The sequence below is a fragment of the Pseudomonas arsenicoxydans genome (assembly GCF_006438915.1).
GTDB lineage: Bacteria > Pseudomonadota > Gammaproteobacteria > Pseudomonadales > Pseudomonadaceae > Aquipseudomonas > Aquipseudomonas arsenicoxydans_A.
The window spans coordinates 19,640-39,173 of sequence record NZ_RCZE01000024.1 but is presented as its reverse complement, the minus strand read 5'-3'; the positions used below and the strand labels follow the sequence as shown (position 1 = coordinate 39,173).

Here is a 19,534-nt window from a genome sequence, read left to right as displayed (position 1 = left end):
GATCGGCGCCGGCGCTCGATCGGCAAATTGATAGCACTTCAGAAATCGAATTCCAATTCCTGCCGTAGTCCTTTTGCGGCAACCAACTGAATGTATCGGCGCTCTGGCAACCAAAAATCTTCATCCGTCCGCTTACGGCTTCGGTCATTGAATGCCCAGGAATCAGATTCAGCGCGGTACGTTGGATGCTCCTTAAAAATATCAAGCCTATGATCCGGGCCGAGGTCAGCTATTACATAGCTTGCCCCGTCAACAAGAGGTTCCTCGATAAGAAATTCAGGGAAAACGTGGGTAGTGATTAAAGTCATACACACCTCACCAATATCAATCGCGCCGTAAATAGAAGTAGCCGTATCCAATCAAAAGGATCGCAAAGGCTAAGCCGTAGTGCGTGTACAAACTGCCCCACCACTTCACGCCCAGGTCTGCCCACACCGGCCCGATAGAGCCAAGTTGGTTTAGGGTTGGGCTGAAGGCTAAAATGAATGTTGCCAAGGCAATAGGCGAAACGTTGGCTACGGTTAACGGCCAGGAATCAGACGCTTGCGACCAGAACCCGATGCCTAGTAAAGCAATAGTGCAGCCGACACCCATAACCAGCGTTGTAGCAGCGTTTACATCTACACCGATCAATTTTGCTAAGCCGTTTAACGCCAAATAACCAACAAGCGCACACAAAATCACTAGCGCGATAATCGCCTTTGGATCATTCCGTTCATTGTGACTTATCATACAACCTCCTTATTCAATATTTGCTTCCAAGATTGTGCCATCTGGTCTAATAGCCACCATATTGTTTCCATCTAATCGTTTGAACGTCCATTTTTCTTCAAACGATTTACCGGAAACCGGTACGATCATTACCTTATGTGCCCCTGCTGTAACTTTGATCGAACCGCAAGGCTGTTTTTCATTAGGCTGGCATTCAAAGCCATAGGCTTTGGCCCGTTGACCATTATCCAACGTAATGCCCATACCAGGAGGAATGTAACTAGCACTGTTTCTGGAACTGCTGCTACTGCCCGGCAGAACCTTTTTTACCTGTCCTACTGCGTCACTTATATCGCGCAGTTGGAATTCCGCTTTTGCTGGAGTAGCGATGAATGTAGCGCAAATACATATCGCTTTGGCAATAGCCTTCAAATTATTAGCTTCCATACACTTTGACTCCTTCGCTTTAATGTTTTTTACGAGGCAGCGTATTTAAACTCCGAACACGATCACCATCGTCCACACCGAACGTATCTACTACGATTATCCAAGGGCTCTTAGCTATTAAACGAAGCACCCAACCCGAAGGCTTGTAGAACCACCCGCCATAGTTTTGGTGAAAGTGAAACCACCAGCCCTGCGCGTCGATGGTGATGAATGCTTTCCTTTGTTTGCTCATCTCAAAGACTTCCCTTCAATTCTTTTTTTACTCGGTAGACAGTTGCGACCCCGCAACCTGCCAACGTCGCAATTTCATCGGCTGACGCCTCTGGCAACTTTGCTAAAAGGCGCTCTATTGACTCCCATAGCTTGATGTTCTTTTGCTTACCTGGAGGCGTCCAGTCAGGATCCTGAGCCCGCTTATTCGCCAGCCCCTGGCGAATCCGCTCTACTCGTTTCTCCTGGTCGAGACGCGCCATGGTGGACGTAAGGTCAATCAACATATCGTTGATAACGGCCATTATCTGTCCGGTAATACTGCTGTCCGCCTGTAGGTGCGTCGTTGGTAGATCCACCACGATCAACCGAAGCTGCTTGTCGGCCAGGATCTGCTTGAGGCGAGCCCAATCGCTTTGGCTGAGCCTGGACAAGCGATCAATGGACTCGACCAGCAGCACGTCGCCTGGATCGGCGGCGGCTAGCAACTTCATCAGCTGCGGCCTTTGGAGCTTCGTTCCTGAAATGTTCTCGCTATAGATTCCCACGACCTGAAAGCCGCTATTTGATGCGAACTCTAGTAACTGGGCCTTAGCCCGGTCTGCGTCCTGGTCTTTTGTCGATGCCCTTAAATAAATGTGAGCTTTCATTTACACCGGACTTCACGCGATTCACGGAAGGCTTTAACGATGTAATAACCAGTCACAAAAGCGGGGATAGACCAAATGAACGCATGGACACCAAAGACCTGCATTGCTGCAAGTTGATCTGAAAGAGGGTTAGGGTTGGGGGAGGGGTTTGAAACAATGCTTGAGAAACCAGCTATGAAAATAGCGGCAAGGCCGAAGGGATATAGAGCCATAAAAATACCGACCTTTCGCGCTGCCCTGGACATTATGAGAATGCCCGCCGAAATCACCATAAAAAACACGTAGTACATCAACGCATATTTGGTGATGCCGATAATCTCGGCCCCCAGGAAGAAAGTGTCCACGATCCCTTGAAGCGCAAACCATGCGCCGACGCCAAAAATCGCGATGAAAATGATTGCCCCGGTGTAGCTCGGTTTCTTGATCGATGCTTGCATGGCTTGGCTTCCTTATCAGTGCTGGTCCGCTATCAGATAGCAATGATTTGATAACATCTACGATAGTCTATCTTTTAGCTATTGTGAATACACAATTTGATAGCGATAACGCAAAGCTATCAGCGGAATCGTTTGGCTATAGGTAACTGATAGCCATTACAAGGTCATTGCCCAGCCTTCGCCTTCGCAGCCTCTGCCGCCGCCACTGCCTTTATCTTTGCCGCCGCTGCTGCCGCCTTCTTGGCGTCCGCGTCCGCTTCCGCTTGTTTGGTTGCGCCGAGATCGATGATAGAAATCCCGCCGCTTCCGCGTTTCTTGCAATCCATAGCCCCCACCAACCACCCGTCGTAGCCAGCGCCTGCCGGTGGCGGAATCATGGAGAACGAACAAGTCTTGCCATCTGGAGCTGTCGCGGTAGCAATGGCCGTCCAGGTGGAAACGCTGTCCACCAGGACTCTGACCTGGGCTGGGTCTACATTGGCAATCTCAGCCATAAAGCTCCGCGCCGTTGCCTCGGGCTTCGGCTTGTCCAGCTCGCCACTGGCCTTGACCTGCGCACACATCTTCACTGGGTCTATGTCGCCATTGGCCTTGAGCCGATCAAACGCGGCAACGGCTTGTGGCTCGCCCTGGAAGTACCCCGTACATAACTCGAGCATATTCACCACGGGAATGTTCACGGCGTAGGCATCCATCGAGGCGACGGTAAGAAATGCCAATACTGATTTTTTCATGAGCTCAGTTCCTTGCTAATGATTGCAAAACGGCACGATCCGCCGTGCCTCTGGCCGAGAGCTACATTGGTAGAGCGCTCACCGACTGTTTCCCTGTCATCTTTTTCAAATGGGCAATGAGCGCTCTACCGATGTAGCCCCGGACGCCAGACTTCTAGCGTCGGCTTAACGCATGATTCCCAGGACGGGAATAATCTCTTGCGGCACACGCCCTGTCAGGACCAAAAACCGCCTCCAGACGCCGTAGGGCGTCTTCTTGCTGCCATCCTTAAATGCACGAATGCGCCGGTCGTTACCGCCTCCTACCATGCCCAGGAGGACTGCCAGCTTTACATCCGTGTTGTACTCGCTGAAATGATTTTGAAAGTGCCGGAAGTAAGCTTTAACGATTTCAGGGGCAGGGGCTTCCCAGCCCTCGTTTTCCCGCAACAAATGAGTGCGGGGGTAAAGGCTTTCGTCTACCAGATCCTGCACGGGATAACGCGGCGCGTTCAAATTCGCTTCCAGCTGGGAAATAGCTTCTTTGGTTGCCTCTTGAAAGATCAGCTCTTGCTGATCTTCAATGCTTGGTAAATCAATTTTCATTGGTGTTCCTTACAGTTACGTGCCCCGGCAGGTAAGCCCTGTAATGCTTCAGGCCACTAGCTCCCGCCACTCCCTTATCTAGCGGAATGTCCAGGCTGATAAGAGTCTGAGTATTATCTGCGCAGGTTCTGCGGTTAACCGCGACATGGCCTGCTGGTCGGACAATTCCGTAGTACCGGCATTGCTCGCCCTGGATTTCTTGAAACGCAATTCTGTCGCCTGGGCGCGGTGTCGGGTTGTCGTTAAGCATTGCCATTTCAATACCATTTTCCGAAACCTGCTCGACTTGCTGAACGGCTGCCTCAATTTGTGACTGAATAGAAGGCTCAGTCTTAAACATGCCCCAGTTCACCAAAATAGCCACGGCAACAAAGGCAGCAAACAATGTGAATTGGATTTTTCCCAGGTGCTTAGGGTACTTACGGATAGCCCAAAAAAGGCAGTACGCAAGAAGCACAAGAGCCAGGATCACAACCCCCGTTAATATCGGATAGCTGCTCGCAAAACTGGTGGTTGCGCCTAGATCTACAACTGGAATCATTTTTAATCTCCATCCTGGGAATTATCATTTTTGGTAGAGCCTGGGGGCCTAATGGCCCCCGTACTCACCGTGGCGACAGCTCGATACGTCGAACGTCTGAAACACGGATATTGACCAGACTTAGCGTTCCGTTTGCCATCCTTTCCCAGTAGCCCTGCTGGTGTACATGAACCAGCGCGTAGAAAAGGTAATCCGGCAAGAGAATATCGGTGCGGTGTACGTGAATCCCGATGTGTTCGGGGTTGAACTCTCGTCCTGGTTCACCGCATCGACTCGCTGAGCCCCGTCTAACCAGCCAGAAATGAGCCTCTGGAAAGTTAGTTCGGATAGTCGCAACCTCTGAAAGTCTCATCCCGTTCCCCGCGATGGCAACGACTAGCCTTCTCAGAAACGAGTGGCTCTCTGCGTGCCACCACAGAAACATTATAGGATCATTGATCCTATATGTATAGCGATTTAGGATCTTTGATCCTGTTTATTTTGCCTTTTTGCTATCAGATTTGATTCCGCGGCCGCAGTTGCCCCCGAAAAAATGCTATCGCGCAGCCTCGGGGGAAGGGGAGCGCCCAGCGCTTCCCTATCTGAAGAATGACAGCATTTATAGCCAGTCCGGATCTGCCCTGCAGGACTTTATGCTATCAATCTCGTCACTCAAACAGGTCTTTTTGGCCCGCCACTTCGGCCACCTGGAGACACAGCGGGGCCAGCTGCTGCAACAGCAGTTGGGAGCGGCGCAGGTTTTCACGCAATCGGCGTATTTCTTCGCGCTGGTCCGCAACTTGGTCTGTTAATTCGTCCAGTTTGCCGATGCCCGCCAAGAAGGCTTGGCTACCGGTAGCTTTGCCAGTGATACGCTTGGCCGTTTGAATGAGCGTGTAAGGGGTGTCGCGAAGGGTGAGAGTGGTGGTATCGGGATTGGCGGTCTTCATTGGCTCACCTTTTGCTATCATTTTAAGCTAAGATCACTGCGATCGCTTACCATTATGATAGCAAAACACAAACATGAATGCTATCAATTAATGCCCAGGCATTGCACCTGGTGCACCTTAATTGATAGCAATATTCAGGATTTTGTCTACTAATCGACTTTTTAGACATTGTTGTCGCCGCTAACGTACGTTCCCGTTCCGTTGGACTTCAAACCCCTTTAATAGCCTCGTTCTTCATCGAAGTAGTCGCTATCCAGTTTCGGCAACTTGAGCAGCCGCGACGTTACTCCGACTTCGTGATCCATCATCAGATTAACAAGCCGACTGCCATCAACCAGCACCATACCCTCCACTGAACGGGCAAAGTCGATGCCTTGGGCAGTGAAGCCAGATGTGGTAATAAATACACCTCGCTTGGCCTTTTGCCCGGCAAGTGCGCCGTAGAAGGCTTGCAACTCAGGGCGGCCAACCGTGCCTTGCCAGCGCTTGGCTTGGACGTAGACCTTCTCCAGTCCGAGCTTGTCGAGCGAGATCACCCCATCGATTCCGCCATCTCCGCTACCGCCCACGCGCTGCAAGTCATTGCGGCTAGCGCCATAGCCAAGGCTGTGCAGTACATCCAGCACTATGACTTCGAAGCGATTAGGGCTGACTTGCAGAAGGTTGTCCAGTAGGTCGGCTGCAGTCGCTTCGCGTAGCTCACGCAATGCCTGCTCCAGCCGATCATCTGGGCTGACAGTGGCTGAGCCTGCTATCTGAGCAACCTGCTCTTGTCCGTCGAGCGGGATGGCATCAGTTGGACCCTTGAGCTTTACATCCATAAAACCGATAGCGAGCTGTTCTACCTTATTTGCAGTAAGGGGGTCGGGATGCTGTGCAGCATAGGTGATGCCTGCGTCGGTTAGCTTCCAATAGCCTCGCTTAGCGCTGGTGGATAGGCCTGCGCGCTTGAGGCGGTCATGGGCCCAGCCTGCACGGTTCTTGTATGTGGCCTGGCCGCTGGCAATCAGCTCTTGCCGTTGTGTTTCCGACAGGTTTAGCGCCCCAGCAGCTGCTTCATGGGCGTCACGAGCTGTCGCGCCTTCGGGTGTAGCTGCCAGGTAGCGCAGTATCGGCTCAATGAACTGGTCGTATGTAGGTACGGACATTGCAACTCCAAGCGCAAGGTTGATGGCGTGGGCGAATGTTAAAGGTTGTGTATTGTTTTGTATTTGGTGAATCGGCCCCGGTTTCCTGAGCGTGGTCAGAGGCCGTTTTTGGTCGTTCTCTGCCGATCATTGCCCCGAGACTTATTGGTCAAATGCGATGCAAATAGGTGGTTAAGACCATGCATTTACTCACCGCGAACGTCCAGTTGGGGAGCCGACAGAATTCGGAAAATTTTGTACGCTAAGCCCCAGCGATAAAGTTTTACGTCGCAAGAGGCATGCCCTGCATTACATATATGGGAAAGATATGAGGCTACGATGCTGGAGTAGACGCGAATATCGAGAATTGGATATTTCCGAATTTGCAATCATCAAAGCGGAGCAGAAATATGTCATTGGCGTGCTGCCCGGTGGCGTTGAGTGGTTTCTACCGCATAAAACCAGCGTAGAGGGTGTAGAGCTGGGAGCTCCGCAATTTATTCGGGCAAGCCGCTCGGTACTGGTGGCTCCATCCCATGTCCTGGGAGTTTCTGGCCGCTCAAAAAAGCGTATTTTGCACACAACCGTGGGTGACTATCGGTTGTCCCGATTGGTGAAGCTGGAAGTGATTATGGCTGCTGCCCAATCTAATGCGCTTTGTTTGTAGAAAGGTGTGAAAGCCGGAATTCGAATCCTGGGTGCAATGGATCCAAAACCAACGTTAGCGCGTTATTCATCAGTCCAATGTCGAGCGGTACCACCGAAACGTCGAGCCAACTGTTCGATCTCGGTGATTCCGTATTGGGAAAGAGGAGGGGCTTTCACCTTACGTTCCGTAGCTATGTCACAAGCGACATTCCAGGCTAATCCCCGCTCTCGGCGTAATGCCCGCAATCCCTTGATAAGCAACTGACGTTCAGCTTCTGATAGCTCATCAACCACGAATTTCTGATGCATTGCATCGACCCCGAATTGTCCATCATTCGCTTATCTTACGATTTTTCGAATTCTGCGAGCTCCCCAGATAGGGCCAGGACATGAGTTCTTGGAGTGGGCCGAGTCCGTCTACCGGCGAAAGCTGGAAGAAGAGAGGAAAAACCCCAAGGACGATTCAATTAGCGGGAATTGATTTTGAGCGAAGCGCGGTCAAGTTGAATGGCGGGGGCCCCGCCGAAGGTGGGTTCCGCGTCCGTAGGACCGCCGCAGGCGCATTCTGCTTGACGGTGCGCAGTGCCCCCAAGCCTCCGCTCGGGTGTGTGGGGTTGCTTCACCACCCCGCGCACCTGAGCCCTCGGCGGCAAGAGCGGGTTTACAAGGGCAGCGCCCTTGGTTTCGCTTGGGTCTGCCGTCCAGGGGGAGAACGCAGAAATCTGACACAATAAAGCCCACCGAAGTGGGCTTTATGGCGTAGCGAGAATTCGCGCTAAAAATAAATCGCAAAACCTTGCTCAAAAAAGGATTTGTCTGATATACTCGGATTCTGTGCACTCGAAATGCACAGATAGGGTGATTCTATAGTTTTTCTGTCAACGAGGCAAACTATAGGAAAAGATGACGGAAGTGTCAACTGGCAAATGAAGTAGCGGATGAGCGGTTCCTGCTACCGAATGGTTCACGCGGCGCCACCTTTCGGCAACCCAAGAGGATTGACAAATGGTCAAAAATGAATAAATATGAGGTCATATAGATGAAGTCGAAATACCAGCAAAACTACAAACCGCCTTTTGCCAGATTCGTTAAAAAGGCGCACAAACCCTTAGCTGTAGCTATCGAGGATGAGGTCGAAATCATCTGCGATTCACCTGAGGTGGGAATCCCAAAAGTCGGCGATCTGCTTGGCATTTGGGTTCACAAATTCAAATTTAACAAGCAGGAATACCTGATAGCTTATCGCCCGCCCTCCCCAGAGGAAGCGCTGAAAGGTGCAGGTATAGAGCTGCTGGTAATCGACTTTTTCCAGGTTGGTCCCCACGAAAATTTCTATGCGGACCTGAAGAAGTATTTAAAAAGCTGAGGTAACAAATGATGCGTGCTGCAATGACTGCTGAGGAACTGTTCCAGGATCTCAGGCATCTGCCAGCTGCGGAACGGCAAAAGTTTTTTGTGATTTTGTCGACGAAGGCCTTTTCTGAGGATAGCGATTCCACTCATGAAGAGGTCTTCGGCCATCTCGCAGAAGACGAGTTTACGAGCGCAGAAGCGGCCGAATATCTGGAGGTTTCCCCTTCGACTTTTCGTCGTTTTCTGAAAAAACAGCAGCTGCTGCCTAGTTCTACGGTGGGACGTAATCTCCTGTTCGCCGTTCCCACATTGAAAGCTTTCAAGAAAGCCCTCAAGACTGCTAAAGGCTGAAGCGTAGTAGCGCGCACCCGACAGTGCCCTTACGCGTAGCGTTCCACTGCATGAAGAGGTGGCCGCGTTACACTGCTTTCAGCCGCCACCAGTCCACCAGTTAGGCCATGCGTTTAAACAGCAGACCCAACCCCCAGCCAATGCAATACAACATCACAACCATTGGAAGGCAAAGCAGCAGATAGAGCGCGGGCCAAGAAAACCCGTAGAGACTTTCGCGAATGCCCATCAAATGCAGGGCCCAAAGCTGCTGCCCGATAGGCAGTTGCAAAAGCACAAACCGCCCCTTTGAATCGTCGCCTGATAAAGCCAATGCGACACACGCAATGGCTGGTACCAGGTAGATCAAACTGAAACAAAGTCCTAACCGACTAACTCGCATAAATTTCCCTATTTTTAGCTTTTGAGCGGGCCAAAGGGCGCGCTACGTTGAAATCTGGTGATTCCGCAGCACACTACATCGCCACTTTTTACGAGGATTCACGCTCTGACGCCTTCTGTTTGCGGAACAGAGCAACCCGGGAGGGTGAGACGCCCGCAAGCTTTGCCAACACTCCGTTGGAGACAAGGCCGAGTAGATGTTCGTAACGAGCAAGGCGCGATACCCGCTGAAATGGAGGCACGCCCAGGAACGCTTGCCGCTGCTCGACAACCGAGAAAGGGACACCTACAGCGCGGCTGATCTTTGCAGCGGACATGCACCCAAACAAAGATTCGTAGCCGATCCACGGGCCAGGGCAATCCTGAATCGGGGTTTGCTTCGGTGATTCGTGCAACGGCGCCGCTGGCTCAAGCCCGAACGACTCGCGCAACGCTTTGACGGTCGCCACTGGAGCGTCTGCAAGATTCGCCAATTCCTGGTCAGGTACAAGGCCCAGTAAGGCTTTGTACGGCCTGACTGGATGGCTTGCCGGGATCCTCTGCGTTCGTTGAATCGGTCTAGGCTTGGCCGGTATTCCCTGTGACTCCCGATAAGCCGTCACGCTGAACAGAGACACACCGCTCAAACGGGCAACAGATGTATCTGTGTGGATGCCCAGCAAATCTCTGAATGGCTCAATGAGCTGATCCACGGTAAAGGGCGCAATGCCAAACGCCATACGCCGACTCCGAATGCGATTCTTTGTCGTACCAGCGAGCTTCGCCATGGTCTGATCTTTCATCCGGCCCAGCTTGCAGTCGTACCACCTGGGCAAACCAATGAGCTTCCAATCAACAGCCATACGTTCCTTTGAAGCTAATGCCATATCCGTGCTTGAGACAATGCAGCGCCATACACCACTCCCCGGCACTATGAAGAATCCTCACTTTCAGAGTCTTTAAGGCCAGGATCAAGAGCAGCCCCAAAGCGGGCTGTTATCTGATGTAGACCATACTTAACAGCCGGAGCGTGGATTGGCTCGGGGCCAGAATGACAGCATTCTGGTCCTCGATCGCCGGCGCGGCCGGCAGGTTTTGATAGCATTTCCGTTTCTGAATCGGTGCCTGCCGCGCCGGTTTCTGACTCGGAATGACAGCATTTTGAGCCTGGCCACCTGATGCCCGGGTTTGAATCTGATAGCAATTCAGCCCGTGGGGCTGATTTGAGCTCCTGCCCTCGATCTGCGCCCAGGATGGCGACAGTGGATGGCTTAGCGACTTCGTTGAGGACATGCCCGTAGTTCGCGACCGTTTGCCGTGTGACGCCCGCTAGGGCGGCTATGGCAGTCATGGTGAGGGCTTCGCCTCGCTCCTGAAGTCCTCGGCAGGCGGCGCGGATTTTCGATTCGGTATCTTTGTGCCGCAGCTGGTGGGTGCGCTTAGCTGAAAGGCTCTGACGCTCGGGCAGCGGAAGCGACTTGTCGAGTTCCATTGAGCCCCGGCAGCACCGGGTGCTGCCTTCGTATCGCGTCCACGTCCACCGGGCGACGGATCTAACCGTCGCTCGCACTGAGGACAGCATGAGGTTTTGCGTGAAGCCCGCACGGGCGAACCTGTTGTGGTTGTGCGCGAATGCTTCAAGCATCCGCGTAAAGGACGCTAGGTTTCCGCGCTCGCGCTCGCGATTTACAACGCTGTAAGCGTAATAACGCAGCTGCTCGAACAAAATGCAGTGCCTGGAGTGCGGCAGGTCTTCAAGCTTGGGGCCGGTCTTCCAGGGCGTTACGTTCAGCTCAACATAGTCGGCCAGCTCGCCCAGGTCGTAGATATGGTTATGCAGCTCTTGGGTCGACCACCACGGATGCCCTGGAGTCTTGGCAACAGGCCCGCTGTTGTAATCAGGGTCCGCGTCGAGAAGGTTTGCGAAGGCGGTGTAAACCGCCTTCATGAACAGGATTGGCTTGTCTCTACCGTTCTCTGTCGTGCAGACCGTAGGGATCGCGTAGTACAGATGTGAGTGGCCGTTCGCACGGTTGCGAACGATCAAATTCGGCGGGGGAAGCCCGGCGTCGTCCCACTTCAGCGCGTTGGCATGATCGAGGTCGAATATCAGCCACGACACCATCCCTTGCCGGTTGATCTGCATGTAGGGAAAGCGAATCGCGTACTCGCGGGGACGGACAAGCGCAGCGGTTTTGTTGTCGCTGCAACGCGCCAAATAGGGGGCTTCGATCAGGATGCGGTTAAAGGCCGTCCCTTCTTCAAAGAATCGCCCTGGAGGCGTCTGGATGCCACTAGCTGGAATGTTGCGCTGGGTGTTGACGTCAGTGACGTCCGCACCGTGCGATTTTGAGGTTGCTTCCATGTTCCCGCCAATCGGCGGCGAGCTGATTACATTCTGCTTTCCGTGACTTGCACGAAGCCGCAGTGCCAGCCATAATCAGCTCACCTTGTTGAGGAACAGGTTTCTACCGTCGAAAGAGAAAACCTGTTCTGATTTATCCAAAGAGCCCGGTTACCAGCCGGGCTTTTCGGTTTCTGCGTTTTGGTTATGCGACCTGCAAATTCACCACCTTCACTTCGCTGAACCCCACACGCGCTGCATCAGCGCTGACAGACTCAAGGCTCTTGTAGATCTTGTGTCGGTCCTTTCTCGCAACAGTCATGTACTCATGCGATCCATCGGTACGCTCAACCGTAAGCACCCAGGCACCGATTTCCATCGGCGCAGGCGAGACGATTGCCGCCTTTAAGGCACCGTCCTTATACAGCTTTCGCATTGCGGATAGATCCACGGCCATCACGCCCTCAATCAATGTGGTTAGAACCGATTCAAGACTATGCGCCGCTGCATGAAAAAGCAAATTCGTGTAAGCGAAATTGCGCAAAAAGGCACTGGTTTACACCTTTTTGCGCAGGTTTATGTAGATTCGTGAAGGCTTAGCGAAGGCAGCCGGTGCGCTGGCTGTCTTCTCGCTCAAATTCGTCGGGCAGTTGGACCGCTACGTCTCGAAAACCCAGGCGGTGGGCATCCATCAGAGCGGCATTCAGACGTATGTAGATTTTGTCTTCCGGCTTCGCTGCTACGGTCACGGCTACAGACTCACCGTTCAGCCTGTGAACCATGAGCTTCCAGGACCCTTGGTCCTGGCCGTTGGGAACGACGGTCGCGCCGCTAAGCACACCCGCGCTGAATAGCTCTTTCAACATCTTTAAACGCACGTTCTGTCCTTATTCTTCACCGCAACTACGCGGTTGCTATCGGCATCAGGAGCAAACCAAGGGCGCTGCCCTTGTAAACCCGCTCTTGCCGCCGAGGGCTCAGGTGCGCGGGGTGGTGAAGCAACCCCACACACCCGAGCGGAGGCTTGGGGGCATTCCGCGCCGTCAAGGGGCCGAGTCCTCGGCGCTGCGCGCCTGTGGGCCGCACCAACCCCTTGACCGCTCTCCATTTGGGTTATTCCGAGGCTGCTGGTTTGGGCTCGTACTGACGCAGCACAACTCGGCCACTGACCGAAATATTTGGGGTGATTTCCAGATTGAAGCCCTTGCCATCCTGAGTCGGGAACGCTGCGCCGATCTTGGTCCAGGACGTGCGTTTTTCTTCACCAACGACGTATTCGTGCGCGATAAGAGCGTCATAACGGACTTTAGGAGTTTTGGTTTCAGTAGCCATGTGTATGTTCCTTATTAAGAAATAAATGCTTGCGGGGAATTAGTCCCCAATAAAACGTTCGTTTGCAGCTGCGAAGTAAGCGGCTTTGTCCGCAGGATCTAAGAGGCGGGCCGCAACATAATTTAGTAATACGGTCCCTAAATGACCGTTATCCTGGGCTGCAAATTCGCTAAGCCTTTCATCAATAAGATCAAGCAATTTATCCAGCTCAACCGTGTTACCTAATCTGGTCGAGTCGCCTAGCTTGGTCGTATGGCCTAACTGGATCGAGCGGCCTAACCAGATCGGGCCACGTTGCTCCAGCCATTGGCGGTCTATCGTCGGCATGTTTCCTCCTGGTTAATCCATATTTGGTGCCAGATGCCCCGGCCAGCTCACCACTAAGCAGGTGACGCAACTGCTGGGCAAAATTTGCGAGCAGTCCCTTGCAAAACCTTGGCTTATTCGCCGTTTATCTTCTCTGCGCGTTTAGCGCCTTCGTCCAGGTATCGATCTTTGTCACTATCGCTAACGCCAAACTTCGGTGGATCAACACAATAAGTCTTTGTCTTATGCTTCTTGCGGTAAATCATGGGCGGTTGCCAGCATTTCTGATAAACCTTCGGACAATCGCCTTGGGTGAAACCTGTGGTTGCGCACATTGAGTAAGCACCGCGCATATCGTTTTTGTCGTTGTAGTCAAAGTCAAACTCACTACCGGCGACCGCAACGCCTGAAAACAACATGCCAATCAAAAATAAGTGCTTCATTAGTTTTTGGCCTCCAGCTGAGCAACACCGGCAAGAATGCTACTAACGTAGTTTTGAGTTTCTGGATACGGCGGAATACCGCCGTATTTATCTACAGCACCTGGGCCAGCGTTGTAAGCAGCAAGCGCATAATCAACTCGCTTATATTTCGCCAGCATTTGCGCAAAGTATTGGGTGCCTACATTGATATTCATTTCAGGGTCAAACGGGTCAATATTGAATTCCGCGGCTAACTGGGGCATGAGCTGCATCAACCCGCTCGCGCCCTTCGGGCTTATCGCGTTTGGATCATTCCGGGACTCGGCCTTAATGATCTGTTGCACTAGCAACGGGCTCAGATTCCGCTTTTTTGCGTAGGTCTGAATCAGGTCAGCGTATGGCTGACCGTCAACGGCAATAGGCGAGTAGTTGAACGACCCGCTGTCGTCCGGCACGGATAACAGCGCAGGCGGCTCGACCGGTTTCGGCTTGGGCTTAAACGCATCCTGCATAGCCTGTCTTTGATCTTCGGACCACGCTTGCGGCCGGTCATTACCCCAGGCCGAGCGCACGCGCTCGGTCGGGGCTGACTGGACAGCCATGTCTTGGGAGCTCGACAGTGCCCGCGCCTTTCCAGCCTCGGGAAACAGGTACTCGTAGAGTTCCTGTTCATCCGGGGCACTTGGCTCTGCCGCGTTCGCGTGGGCCATAAGGCCCAGGACGAATACAGCGGCAGTGAGTGCCTTATTTAGTCGGGGCTGGAAGTACGGCATAGTTTTTTTGCTCCGGCTCGTTATCGACAGCAATAGGGCGAGTCAAATCGCGATAAACAACATTACGGCTGCTCAGGCTGAAAAACTCACCCGTACCTGAAACATGCGTAGTGCTGCACCCACTAACAACCACGACCGTTGCGAACAACAAGATTAAATGCTTCACGATTTCTTCTCCGAAAAGGAAATCAGCTTGTGGTTACGATCAACCACAATCCAATTGTCGTTGCCGATCAACAGCTGCAAAGCATCCATAACCGGCATTGTCCGGTGAACCTTTGCAATTGCAGGTACACGGCTGTTAACGATTGTGATTGCATCGCTCGGCGCAGGGTATGCAACAACTACGCGGTATCCAGTTGGCTCCAACAAGTAACGGATTGCTTCACCCACTGTATTAACATCCTCGGGGTAAACGGTCCGAACCCATACTGCGAGTGGGTCGAGAGGATATGGTTTCTCGTCCTGGGCGAATGCGATAGCAGGCAGCATCAACGCAACCAAAATGGCTTTAATCAACATATTTCGCATAAAGATCGCTCCAAGGTTCGATAAACATTTCTTGTTCGGTGACAATTTGGAAACTCTGCCCAGGTCGAATGGTTTGCGTCGGCACAATGTTCAGATATTTCTCTGCCAATGGCGCAAATTGACTTCTTGAGTTTTCACCAACATCGCCAGCGTAACTACCTTCATCTTCACCAGTGCCCGAGCGACTGGTTTGCGAGCCAATCAATGCGTAAGCCGCAACGCCCAGGAACTGCGCCACTAAGTGATAGTCGGTTTGGTCTTCAATGGCTCCCACCCCTTCCCTATCCGCAACTGCGGCGGTGGAAAAGTCAATGGAGTTGCCGTTAGGCAATACAGCCTCTTTAACCAAGAATCCGACACGATTAGAAATAGCTTCGTTGACGTTCCGCGTCCTGACCATTTTGATATTGAATTCTGTGCCTTTCGGAATAATTACGAACTGGCGAGTAGTGTCGTAAACATCACGATTGGCGATAGCTTTCAAAGATGTACCTGGGTAATCCGAAATACCTTTTTTCATCAAGGTAGTAAGGATCTCTGTTCCTGGCGGCACTTTGATTTTTCCAGCGGTATCCGCGTCGTATTGGTTCTTCTTCGGGTAGCCAACAACATTTGCCGGGGCTTGAGCGCGCTGTGGGGCCGCAGGGGCCATTTGCGGGCTAAGCATCGGCGGTGCTAAGCCTGGAGCCGACGAAGTGGCCCCAGGTCGCCCAGCAGCCTCCGGCAGTCCAGCAGCACCATTCTGTTGCAGCGACAAACGAAGCTGCTGTGCTTCAGCAATCCGGCGTTTCACTTCGGCCCGGCGCTCATCAAGGCTAGCGTTTTCGTTCAGTGGCCGGTTCAAATGTGCAATCTGATCGTTCATGTTGGCCGGGGCTGCTTGCACGTCGCTACGCGATCCTGGAGAGCCTGGAGTCATGCTCAAAGCGCCCTGCCCTGTTTTTGTGGCCTTAGGCAAACCCCAATCTTTATTGGCGGCTTTCAGCGCTCTCAGCTCCTCGCGGGACTTCCACTGACGAACTTCTTTCGACTCGACTGATTCCTCTGGCTCAACGGCTTGCGCACCCCGACCCGATGCAGCGCTACGGCGCTGCGCAGGGGTCATGCCTTCGCTGATCTTGTCGAAACGCTCATTCGTGCTGCCTGCCTCGCCCTGGGTAGTTGGGCGGGCAGTACGGTTTTGGGCCAGCGCGTCAAACTGAGTTTGCCGGTCAGCGGTAGGTGGCGCAGCCAACGGTGTTGCTTCTGCTTCCTTCGGCGGTGCTTTGCGTTCTTGCATCTTGGAATAAACATTCCAGACGACCATGAACAGAAGGACGAAGAACACAACACCCAGCGCAGCCATTAAATAAGCCTGCATTTTCTTCTTGTGGGTCGAGGGCCGTTCGTCAATGCGAGGTGAGGATTCTTCAGTCATAGCCCCCCCTTAAAACTCGCCAAGAGTTTTATTGTTATTGCGCGAAATGCTCATTTCAGATTCATCCATCTTCAACTTAAAGCTTGGATAGATTCCCGAAACAACATACATGCCATAAGAGTCGTCGTACTTGGTTGGAACAACTGCTGTTTTTCCCCCGACGACAGTTTCAACCGACATTAGGCCGCGATTAGGCTTATCGAGACGGATGTAAGTAAACCGGCCATCGTCGTAAACGTCAGTGACTAAGCCTTCAGCTTCAAAGCCCTTACCTTGATTCCAGGTGTAGCCGGTGTACACGTGATAACGAAAGCGGCGCAGCGCTTCGTATACGGCCTTATCCGATTGGGCCTTGGCTTCAAGTCGCTGCTTGGCGAGTTGCTGTTGCAGAACCTGTACCTGTTGACCGGATGCCGCCGCGCCCCGCGCAATGTTTGAAGACTGACCGTTGAGCGCTTCACGCGCTCCAGGGGTGAAGAACATGCCATCGGCAACGATCTTCACGCATACGTCATTTTGCGCGGATGAACCAACGCGGTTTGCTACAACGTCGTAGGAACTGCCGTCTGTGGTCCACATACGGATGATCCCTGACTTGCCCTGCTCCGTGTCGCTGTTGGGCTTAATCATGACCTGGTTCGCTGCACCTTCAGCATTCCAAAGCTCTGAACTGGAAACTGGAGGAATCAAATTGTCAGCAGGCAATTCAACTCGCGTGCCGAGATACAACGCGCTGTTGATTGTTAAAACTGCATCTGGTTTCCAGTGGATGACACGGCAGCTTGCCGCCTGCACGGATACAGCACCAGCAAAGAGCATTGCGCCGACTGCGGCTTTGGAAATAATGTTGTTCATGGTCATTTAGCCTCTTCACTTTTGTATCCGGCTGGGTCTTCAATAACATCAGCCTGGATAATCTCTAATCCGATTGGGTTCGCTCGCAACCACGCCGTAGATTTCTTTTCCAATGCTTCTTTTGGAAGCAAACGCCATTGGCCGCGCCAAATCATTTTCTTAACGCCATCTTTCATAACAAGTCCGCTTGGACTTTTGGTCGTAGTGGTGAAATAGATGTTTGAACGGAAGACTTCGCCCTTCTGTTTCCCAAATACACCCGGCACGCTGTCGTAGTGGTCAGGGAAACCCCACTTCACTTCTACACGCGGAACGCTATTGGTATTGGCCTGAACATCAACAGCCCTTTGCAAAGCGTTAAAGCCCCCTGGTTGAGTGCTAAGGAACTCTGTGTACATAGGCTCAGACATAAACACGCCTGCAACGCCATAATCCTTCCTGATCGTCTCAGGCTGTACCCCGTAACGGGCGGTCAGGTACTTCTCTAAAACGCCGTCCACCGAAGCCCGGTAAAAAATCGGTTTATCGCCTGGGGTGAATTCATCGACCGTTGCGCTGCCGTCCGGTCCCATCTTGATCCACACCAGTTCTTTTGTGTGCATCGCTTCCTTGAATGCCTGACGGTTGTTCCAGTTTTGGAATACACATACCAGCAGCAGGAATATTGCAAAAATCCACAACTTATTGTTCAGAACGCGCCAAGCGGCTTTTTCAGCAGGGAGCTTACTGTTACTGTCAGCTCGTTTTTGTGCAGCTTCATCCATTACGACAGACATAAAACACCCCGTTATTTAAGAACTTTCTTAACTGCCAGACCGGCCGCCGTACCCAGCCCGCCACTAATGTTCCCAAGACCACCAGCAAGCGCAGAGGCAAATGCAAACGATGACAGAACAAAGAGTGCAGCGATAAATAGCATTGCGGCTGCGTCGGCCAACTTATAAAGTTCATTGACACCGATAGTTACGGCTGTCGGCTCGCCAGCAAAGCCCGCTCCTGCGTACTTAACGCCCAGCGTACCCACAATTGCTTTAACGGCAATGGCGGCTACAACCATTGTGGCTTTTAGTACGATGAGCAAGAAACCGAAGCCGGTGAAGAATTTGAACCATCCGTCAAACAGATTCCTAGTAGCAGGCAACAGCAAGCACGGAATAAAAACAAACCCGACAACTTTACCAACTGCGTAACCAAAGTCTGCCCACATTGCGGCAAGATATGCAACCGCATCCAGAAGAACACCGGCAGCCGTCCACATAGTCATATAACTGAGTAGCTTCAACGAGTCCCACATGCTCAAGTCTTCGACAACCACTGCTGCAAAGGTCTTGTGCATCCATTGAGAAAGAAAAAAGTTATCAGTGTTGCCAACTAATTGTTCTTGGTATCCATCGGATATACCGACTGCGATACCCCAAATGCCCGAGGTGAAACCGTCGTAAGAACCCATAATCATGAAGGTTATGAAAAACATACATAGCGCAATCATATGGGATTCGGTTTGGTTCCCTTGCCAAATAAACTTAATAACCTCTATGACAAACAAGATGAAAGAGAACGCTGCAAAGATCATCCAGGCAAAATTAGATACCGGATTGTCAGAGCCACTCATAATTCCGGTAACGAACGTTTTCAGCTCGCCACTGAATACGTTGCGCATGGAGTCCGACAGGGCCGCTTCTGCCGGTGGCATAAGCAGCAACGGCGACAGGAATACTGCGAACATGCCCAGGGCAAGGGCGATAACCTGGCGCTTCTTATCGCTTAAAAGCCCCACCTTGTAGACGTGCGCCTTTGGCTGAGCGTCGATCAGGGTGTAAAGGTTTGTCGCCGGATCGTAGGTGTACTGTTGAGCGGGTGCGTCCTGAAGCTCCAAAGCTTGCAGGCGACGTTGTTTGCGATGCAGGTGCAGCACCAGGAGGCCGCCGAGTGAAAACAACGTGCCCAAGCCCATTAGAACGGTTATCAGGACGGCTGACATTACTTAGCGCCTCCTTTTCCGAGCGGGCAGCGGTTGACAGTGTTCAACGAGTGAGCGCCGTCCTTGCACTCCATGAACCATGGATCGCCCTGGGTTTGGCGAGCGCCAAGAATGTTTTTCTGAATCCACCAGCCTTCGTTCATGATGCTAATTCGATCTACTTCACCGGCTTTTTTGCTGGCTTTGAAATACGTTCCCTTCGGCGCTTTGTCGTACTCTTTTTGCAGAGAAATCAACTTCCCTTCGGCTTGTGCTTTGCTCAAACCTTTGTAGTTCTTTTCAGCGTACAAAGCGCCACGGTCCGGCACACCGCTTTTGATCTTCACATAAGCGGCATGAACACAATCTTCCTGTTCCCCCACAGTTTTAAAGCCCTTAGCTTTACAAGCTTTGGTAGCCTCTTGCATTTGTTGAAGGTGGGCAACGTCCGACGCCGCGAAGGCGGCACTCGACATTAGAGCCAACACCAGAACAATTACATTTTTCATAG

Annotated in this window: 28 protein-coding genes; 3 read left to right on the top strand and 25 right to left on the bottom strand. The window is 52.3% G+C overall.

Translation table 11 applies throughout. The features are described 5' to 3' along the window. Nucleotides 1–38: 38 nt before the first annotated feature. From EAH78_RS32230 to EAH78_RS31250, 10 genes are all read right to left on the bottom strand, one after another. Nucleotides 39–308, bottom strand: a complete 270-nt coding sequence (locus tag EAH78_RS32230; RefSeq protein ID WP_161599716.1) for a hypothetical protein — start codon at nucleotides 306–308, stop codon at nucleotides 39–41. Nucleotides 309–324: 16 nt separating this feature from the next. Further along, nucleotides 325–732 (bottom strand): hypothetical protein, encoded by a 408-nt coding sequence (locus EAH78_RS31295; RefSeq protein ID WP_140672129.1) that lies wholly within the window; start codon nucleotides 730–732, stop codon nucleotides 325–327. A 9-nt stretch (nucleotides 733–741) separates the two neighbouring features. Beyond that, nucleotides 742–1,158, bottom strand: coding sequence for a hypothetical protein (locus EAH78_RS31290; RefSeq protein ID WP_140672127.1), 417 nt, complete (start codon nucleotides 1,156–1,158; stop codon nucleotides 742–744). A 233-nt stretch (nucleotides 1,159–1,391) separates the two neighbouring features. Further along, nucleotides 1,392–2,018: a recombinase family protein gene (locus tag EAH78_RS31285; RefSeq protein ID WP_140672124.1), complete on the bottom strand. Its 627-nt coding sequence runs from the start codon at nucleotides 2,016–2,018 to the stop codon at nucleotides 1,392–1,394. Continuing rightward, entirely contained in the window at nucleotides 2,015–2,455 is a 441-nt protein-coding gene (locus EAH78_RS31280; protein ID WP_140672122.1) for a hypothetical protein, read from the bottom strand. Before EAH78_RS31280 ends, EAH78_RS31285 begins: the two co-directional genes overlap by 4 nt. Nucleotides 2,456–2,619: 164 nt before the next feature. Beyond that, nucleotides 2,620–3,189: a hypothetical protein gene (locus EAH78_RS31275; RefSeq protein WP_140672120.1), complete on the bottom strand. Its 570-nt coding sequence runs from the start codon at nucleotides 3,187–3,189 to the stop codon at nucleotides 2,620–2,622. Between the two features lie 165 nt (nucleotides 3,190–3,354). Next, a complete protein-coding gene (locus EAH78_RS31270) occupies nucleotides 3,355–3,774 on the bottom strand; it encodes a hypothetical protein (RefSeq protein WP_140672118.1) in 420 nt (139 codons plus the stop codon). Next, nucleotides 3,764–4,315: a hypothetical protein gene (locus EAH78_RS31265; protein WP_140672116.1), complete on the bottom strand. Its 552-nt coding sequence runs from the start codon at nucleotides 4,313–4,315 to the stop codon at nucleotides 3,764–3,766. Before EAH78_RS31265 ends, EAH78_RS31270 begins: the two co-directional genes overlap by 11 nt. 647 nt (nucleotides 4,316–4,962) lie before the next feature. Next, on the bottom strand, nucleotides 4,963–5,244 hold the full coding sequence (locus EAH78_RS31255) for a hypothetical protein (RefSeq protein WP_140672111.1): 282 nt from the start codon (nucleotides 5,242–5,244) through the stop codon (nucleotides 4,963–4,965). Nucleotides 5,245–5,462: 218 nt separating this feature from the next. After that, the gene (locus tag EAH78_RS31250) at nucleotides 5,463–6,392 is read right to left on the bottom strand and encodes a restriction endonuclease (RefSeq protein ID WP_140672109.1); all 930 of its coding nucleotides are present in this window, start codon (nucleotides 6,390–6,392) and stop codon (nucleotides 5,463–5,465) included. 346 nt (nucleotides 6,393–6,738) lie between these two features. On the opposite strand from EAH78_RS31250, the gene EAH78_RS31245 reads away from it, so the two are divergent. From EAH78_RS31245 to EAH78_RS31230, 3 genes are all read left to right on the top strand, one after another. Next, nucleotides 6,739–7,038 carry a hypothetical protein gene (locus tag EAH78_RS31245; protein WP_140672107.1) on the top strand — a complete coding sequence of 100 codons (300 nt, stop codon included), beginning with the start codon at nucleotides 6,739–6,741 and terminating at the stop codon, nucleotides 7,036–7,038. A 1,020-nt stretch (nucleotides 7,039–8,058) separates the two neighbouring features. After that, nucleotides 8,059–8,385 carry a type II toxin-antitoxin system RelE/ParE family toxin gene (locus tag EAH78_RS31235; RefSeq protein ID WP_140672103.1) on the top strand — a complete coding sequence of 109 codons (327 nt, stop codon included), beginning with the start codon at nucleotides 8,059–8,061 and terminating at the stop codon, nucleotides 8,383–8,385. Between the two features lie 8 nt (nucleotides 8,386–8,393). Further along, nucleotides 8,394–8,723: a helix-turn-helix domain-containing protein gene (locus EAH78_RS31230; RefSeq protein ID WP_205017980.1), complete on the top strand. Its 330-nt coding sequence runs from the start codon at nucleotides 8,394–8,396 to the stop codon at nucleotides 8,721–8,723. A gap of 100 nt (nucleotides 8,724–8,823) precedes the next feature. Here the strand turns inward: EAH78_RS31230 and EAH78_RS31225 are convergent, their stop codons facing one another. The 15 genes from EAH78_RS31225 to EAH78_RS31150 all read right to left on the bottom strand — a co-directional run bounded on the left by EAH78_RS31225 (nucleotide 8,824) and on the right by EAH78_RS31150 (nucleotide 19,532). Then, on the bottom strand, nucleotides 8,824–9,072 hold the full coding sequence (locus EAH78_RS31225; protein ID WP_140672100.1) for a hypothetical protein: 249 nt from the start codon (nucleotides 9,070–9,072) through the stop codon (nucleotides 8,824–8,826). 121 nt (nucleotides 9,073–9,193) lie between these two features. Further along, complete coding sequence (locus tag EAH78_RS31220; protein ID WP_240051953.1) at nucleotides 9,194–9,946, bottom strand: hypothetical protein; 753 nt, start codon at nucleotides 9,944–9,946, stop codon at nucleotides 9,194–9,196. 68 nt (nucleotides 9,947–10,014) lie between these two features. Beyond that, nucleotides 10,015–11,448, bottom strand: a complete 1,434-nt coding sequence (locus tag EAH78_RS31215; protein ID WP_140672098.1) for a replication initiation protein — start codon at nucleotides 11,446–11,448, stop codon at nucleotides 10,015–10,017. Nucleotides 11,449–11,632: 184 nt separating this feature from the next. Continuing rightward, the gene (locus EAH78_RS31210; protein WP_240051952.1) at nucleotides 11,633–11,971 is read right to left on the bottom strand and encodes a plasmid replication protein RepB; all 339 of its coding nucleotides are present in this window, start codon (nucleotides 11,969–11,971) and stop codon (nucleotides 11,633–11,635) included. Nucleotides 11,972–12,023: 52 nt separating this feature from the next. Further along, complete coding sequence (locus EAH78_RS31205) at nucleotides 12,024–12,305, bottom strand: hypothetical protein (protein ID WP_140672096.1); 282 nt, start codon at nucleotides 12,303–12,305, stop codon at nucleotides 12,024–12,026. A 235-nt stretch (nucleotides 12,306–12,540) separates the two neighbouring features. Next, the gene (locus tag EAH78_RS31200) at nucleotides 12,541–12,759 is read right to left on the bottom strand and encodes a hypothetical protein (RefSeq protein WP_140672094.1); all 219 of its coding nucleotides are present in this window, start codon (nucleotides 12,757–12,759) and stop codon (nucleotides 12,541–12,543) included. 39 nt (nucleotides 12,760–12,798) lie between these two features. Further along, nucleotides 12,799–13,086, bottom strand: a complete 288-nt coding sequence (locus tag EAH78_RS31195) for a hypothetical protein (protein ID WP_140672092.1) — start codon at nucleotides 13,084–13,086, stop codon at nucleotides 12,799–12,801. A 113-nt stretch (nucleotides 13,087–13,199) separates the two neighbouring features. Then, complete coding sequence (locus EAH78_RS31190; protein WP_140672090.1) at nucleotides 13,200–13,508, bottom strand: hypothetical protein; 309 nt, start codon at nucleotides 13,506–13,508, stop codon at nucleotides 13,200–13,202. Continuing rightward, nucleotides 13,508–14,260, bottom strand: coding sequence for a lytic transglycosylase domain-containing protein (locus tag EAH78_RS33095; protein ID WP_205017979.1), 753 nt, complete (start codon nucleotides 14,258–14,260; stop codon nucleotides 13,508–13,510). Before EAH78_RS33095 ends, EAH78_RS31190 begins: the two co-directional genes overlap by 1 nt. Nucleotides 14,261–14,422: 162 nt before the next feature. Continuing rightward, the gene (locus EAH78_RS31175; protein ID WP_140672086.1) at nucleotides 14,423–14,791 is read right to left on the bottom strand and encodes a hypothetical protein; all 369 of its coding nucleotides are present in this window, start codon (nucleotides 14,789–14,791) and stop codon (nucleotides 14,423–14,425) included. Beyond that, nucleotides 14,772–16,208, bottom strand: coding sequence for a TrbI/VirB10 family protein (locus tag EAH78_RS31170; protein WP_140672084.1), 1,437 nt, complete (start codon nucleotides 16,206–16,208; stop codon nucleotides 14,772–14,774). The genes EAH78_RS31175 and EAH78_RS31170 overlap by 20 nt, the downstream gene beginning before the upstream one ends. Before the next feature lie 9 nt (nucleotides 16,209–16,217). Further along, nucleotides 16,218–17,069, bottom strand: a complete 852-nt coding sequence (locus EAH78_RS31165; RefSeq protein ID WP_140672082.1) for a TrbG/VirB9 family P-type conjugative transfer protein — start codon at nucleotides 17,067–17,069, stop codon at nucleotides 16,218–16,220. Beyond that, nucleotides 17,066–17,839 carry a hypothetical protein gene (locus EAH78_RS31160; RefSeq protein WP_140672080.1) on the bottom strand — a complete coding sequence of 258 codons (774 nt, stop codon included), beginning with the start codon at nucleotides 17,837–17,839 and terminating at the stop codon, nucleotides 17,066–17,068. The genes EAH78_RS31165 and EAH78_RS31160 overlap by 4 nt, the downstream gene beginning before the upstream one ends. An 11-nt stretch (nucleotides 17,840–17,850) precedes the next feature. Beyond that, nucleotides 17,851–19,044 (bottom strand): type IV secretion system protein, encoded by a 1,194-nt coding sequence (locus EAH78_RS31155; RefSeq protein ID WP_140672077.1) that lies wholly within the window; start codon nucleotides 19,042–19,044, stop codon nucleotides 17,851–17,853. Beyond that, the gene (locus tag EAH78_RS31150; protein WP_140672074.1) at nucleotides 19,044–19,532 is read right to left on the bottom strand and encodes a hypothetical protein; all 489 of its coding nucleotides are present in this window, start codon (nucleotides 19,530–19,532) and stop codon (nucleotides 19,044–19,046) included. Before EAH78_RS31150 ends, EAH78_RS31155 begins: the two co-directional genes overlap by 1 nt. Between the last annotated feature and the right edge of the window lie 2 nt (nucleotides 19,533–19,534).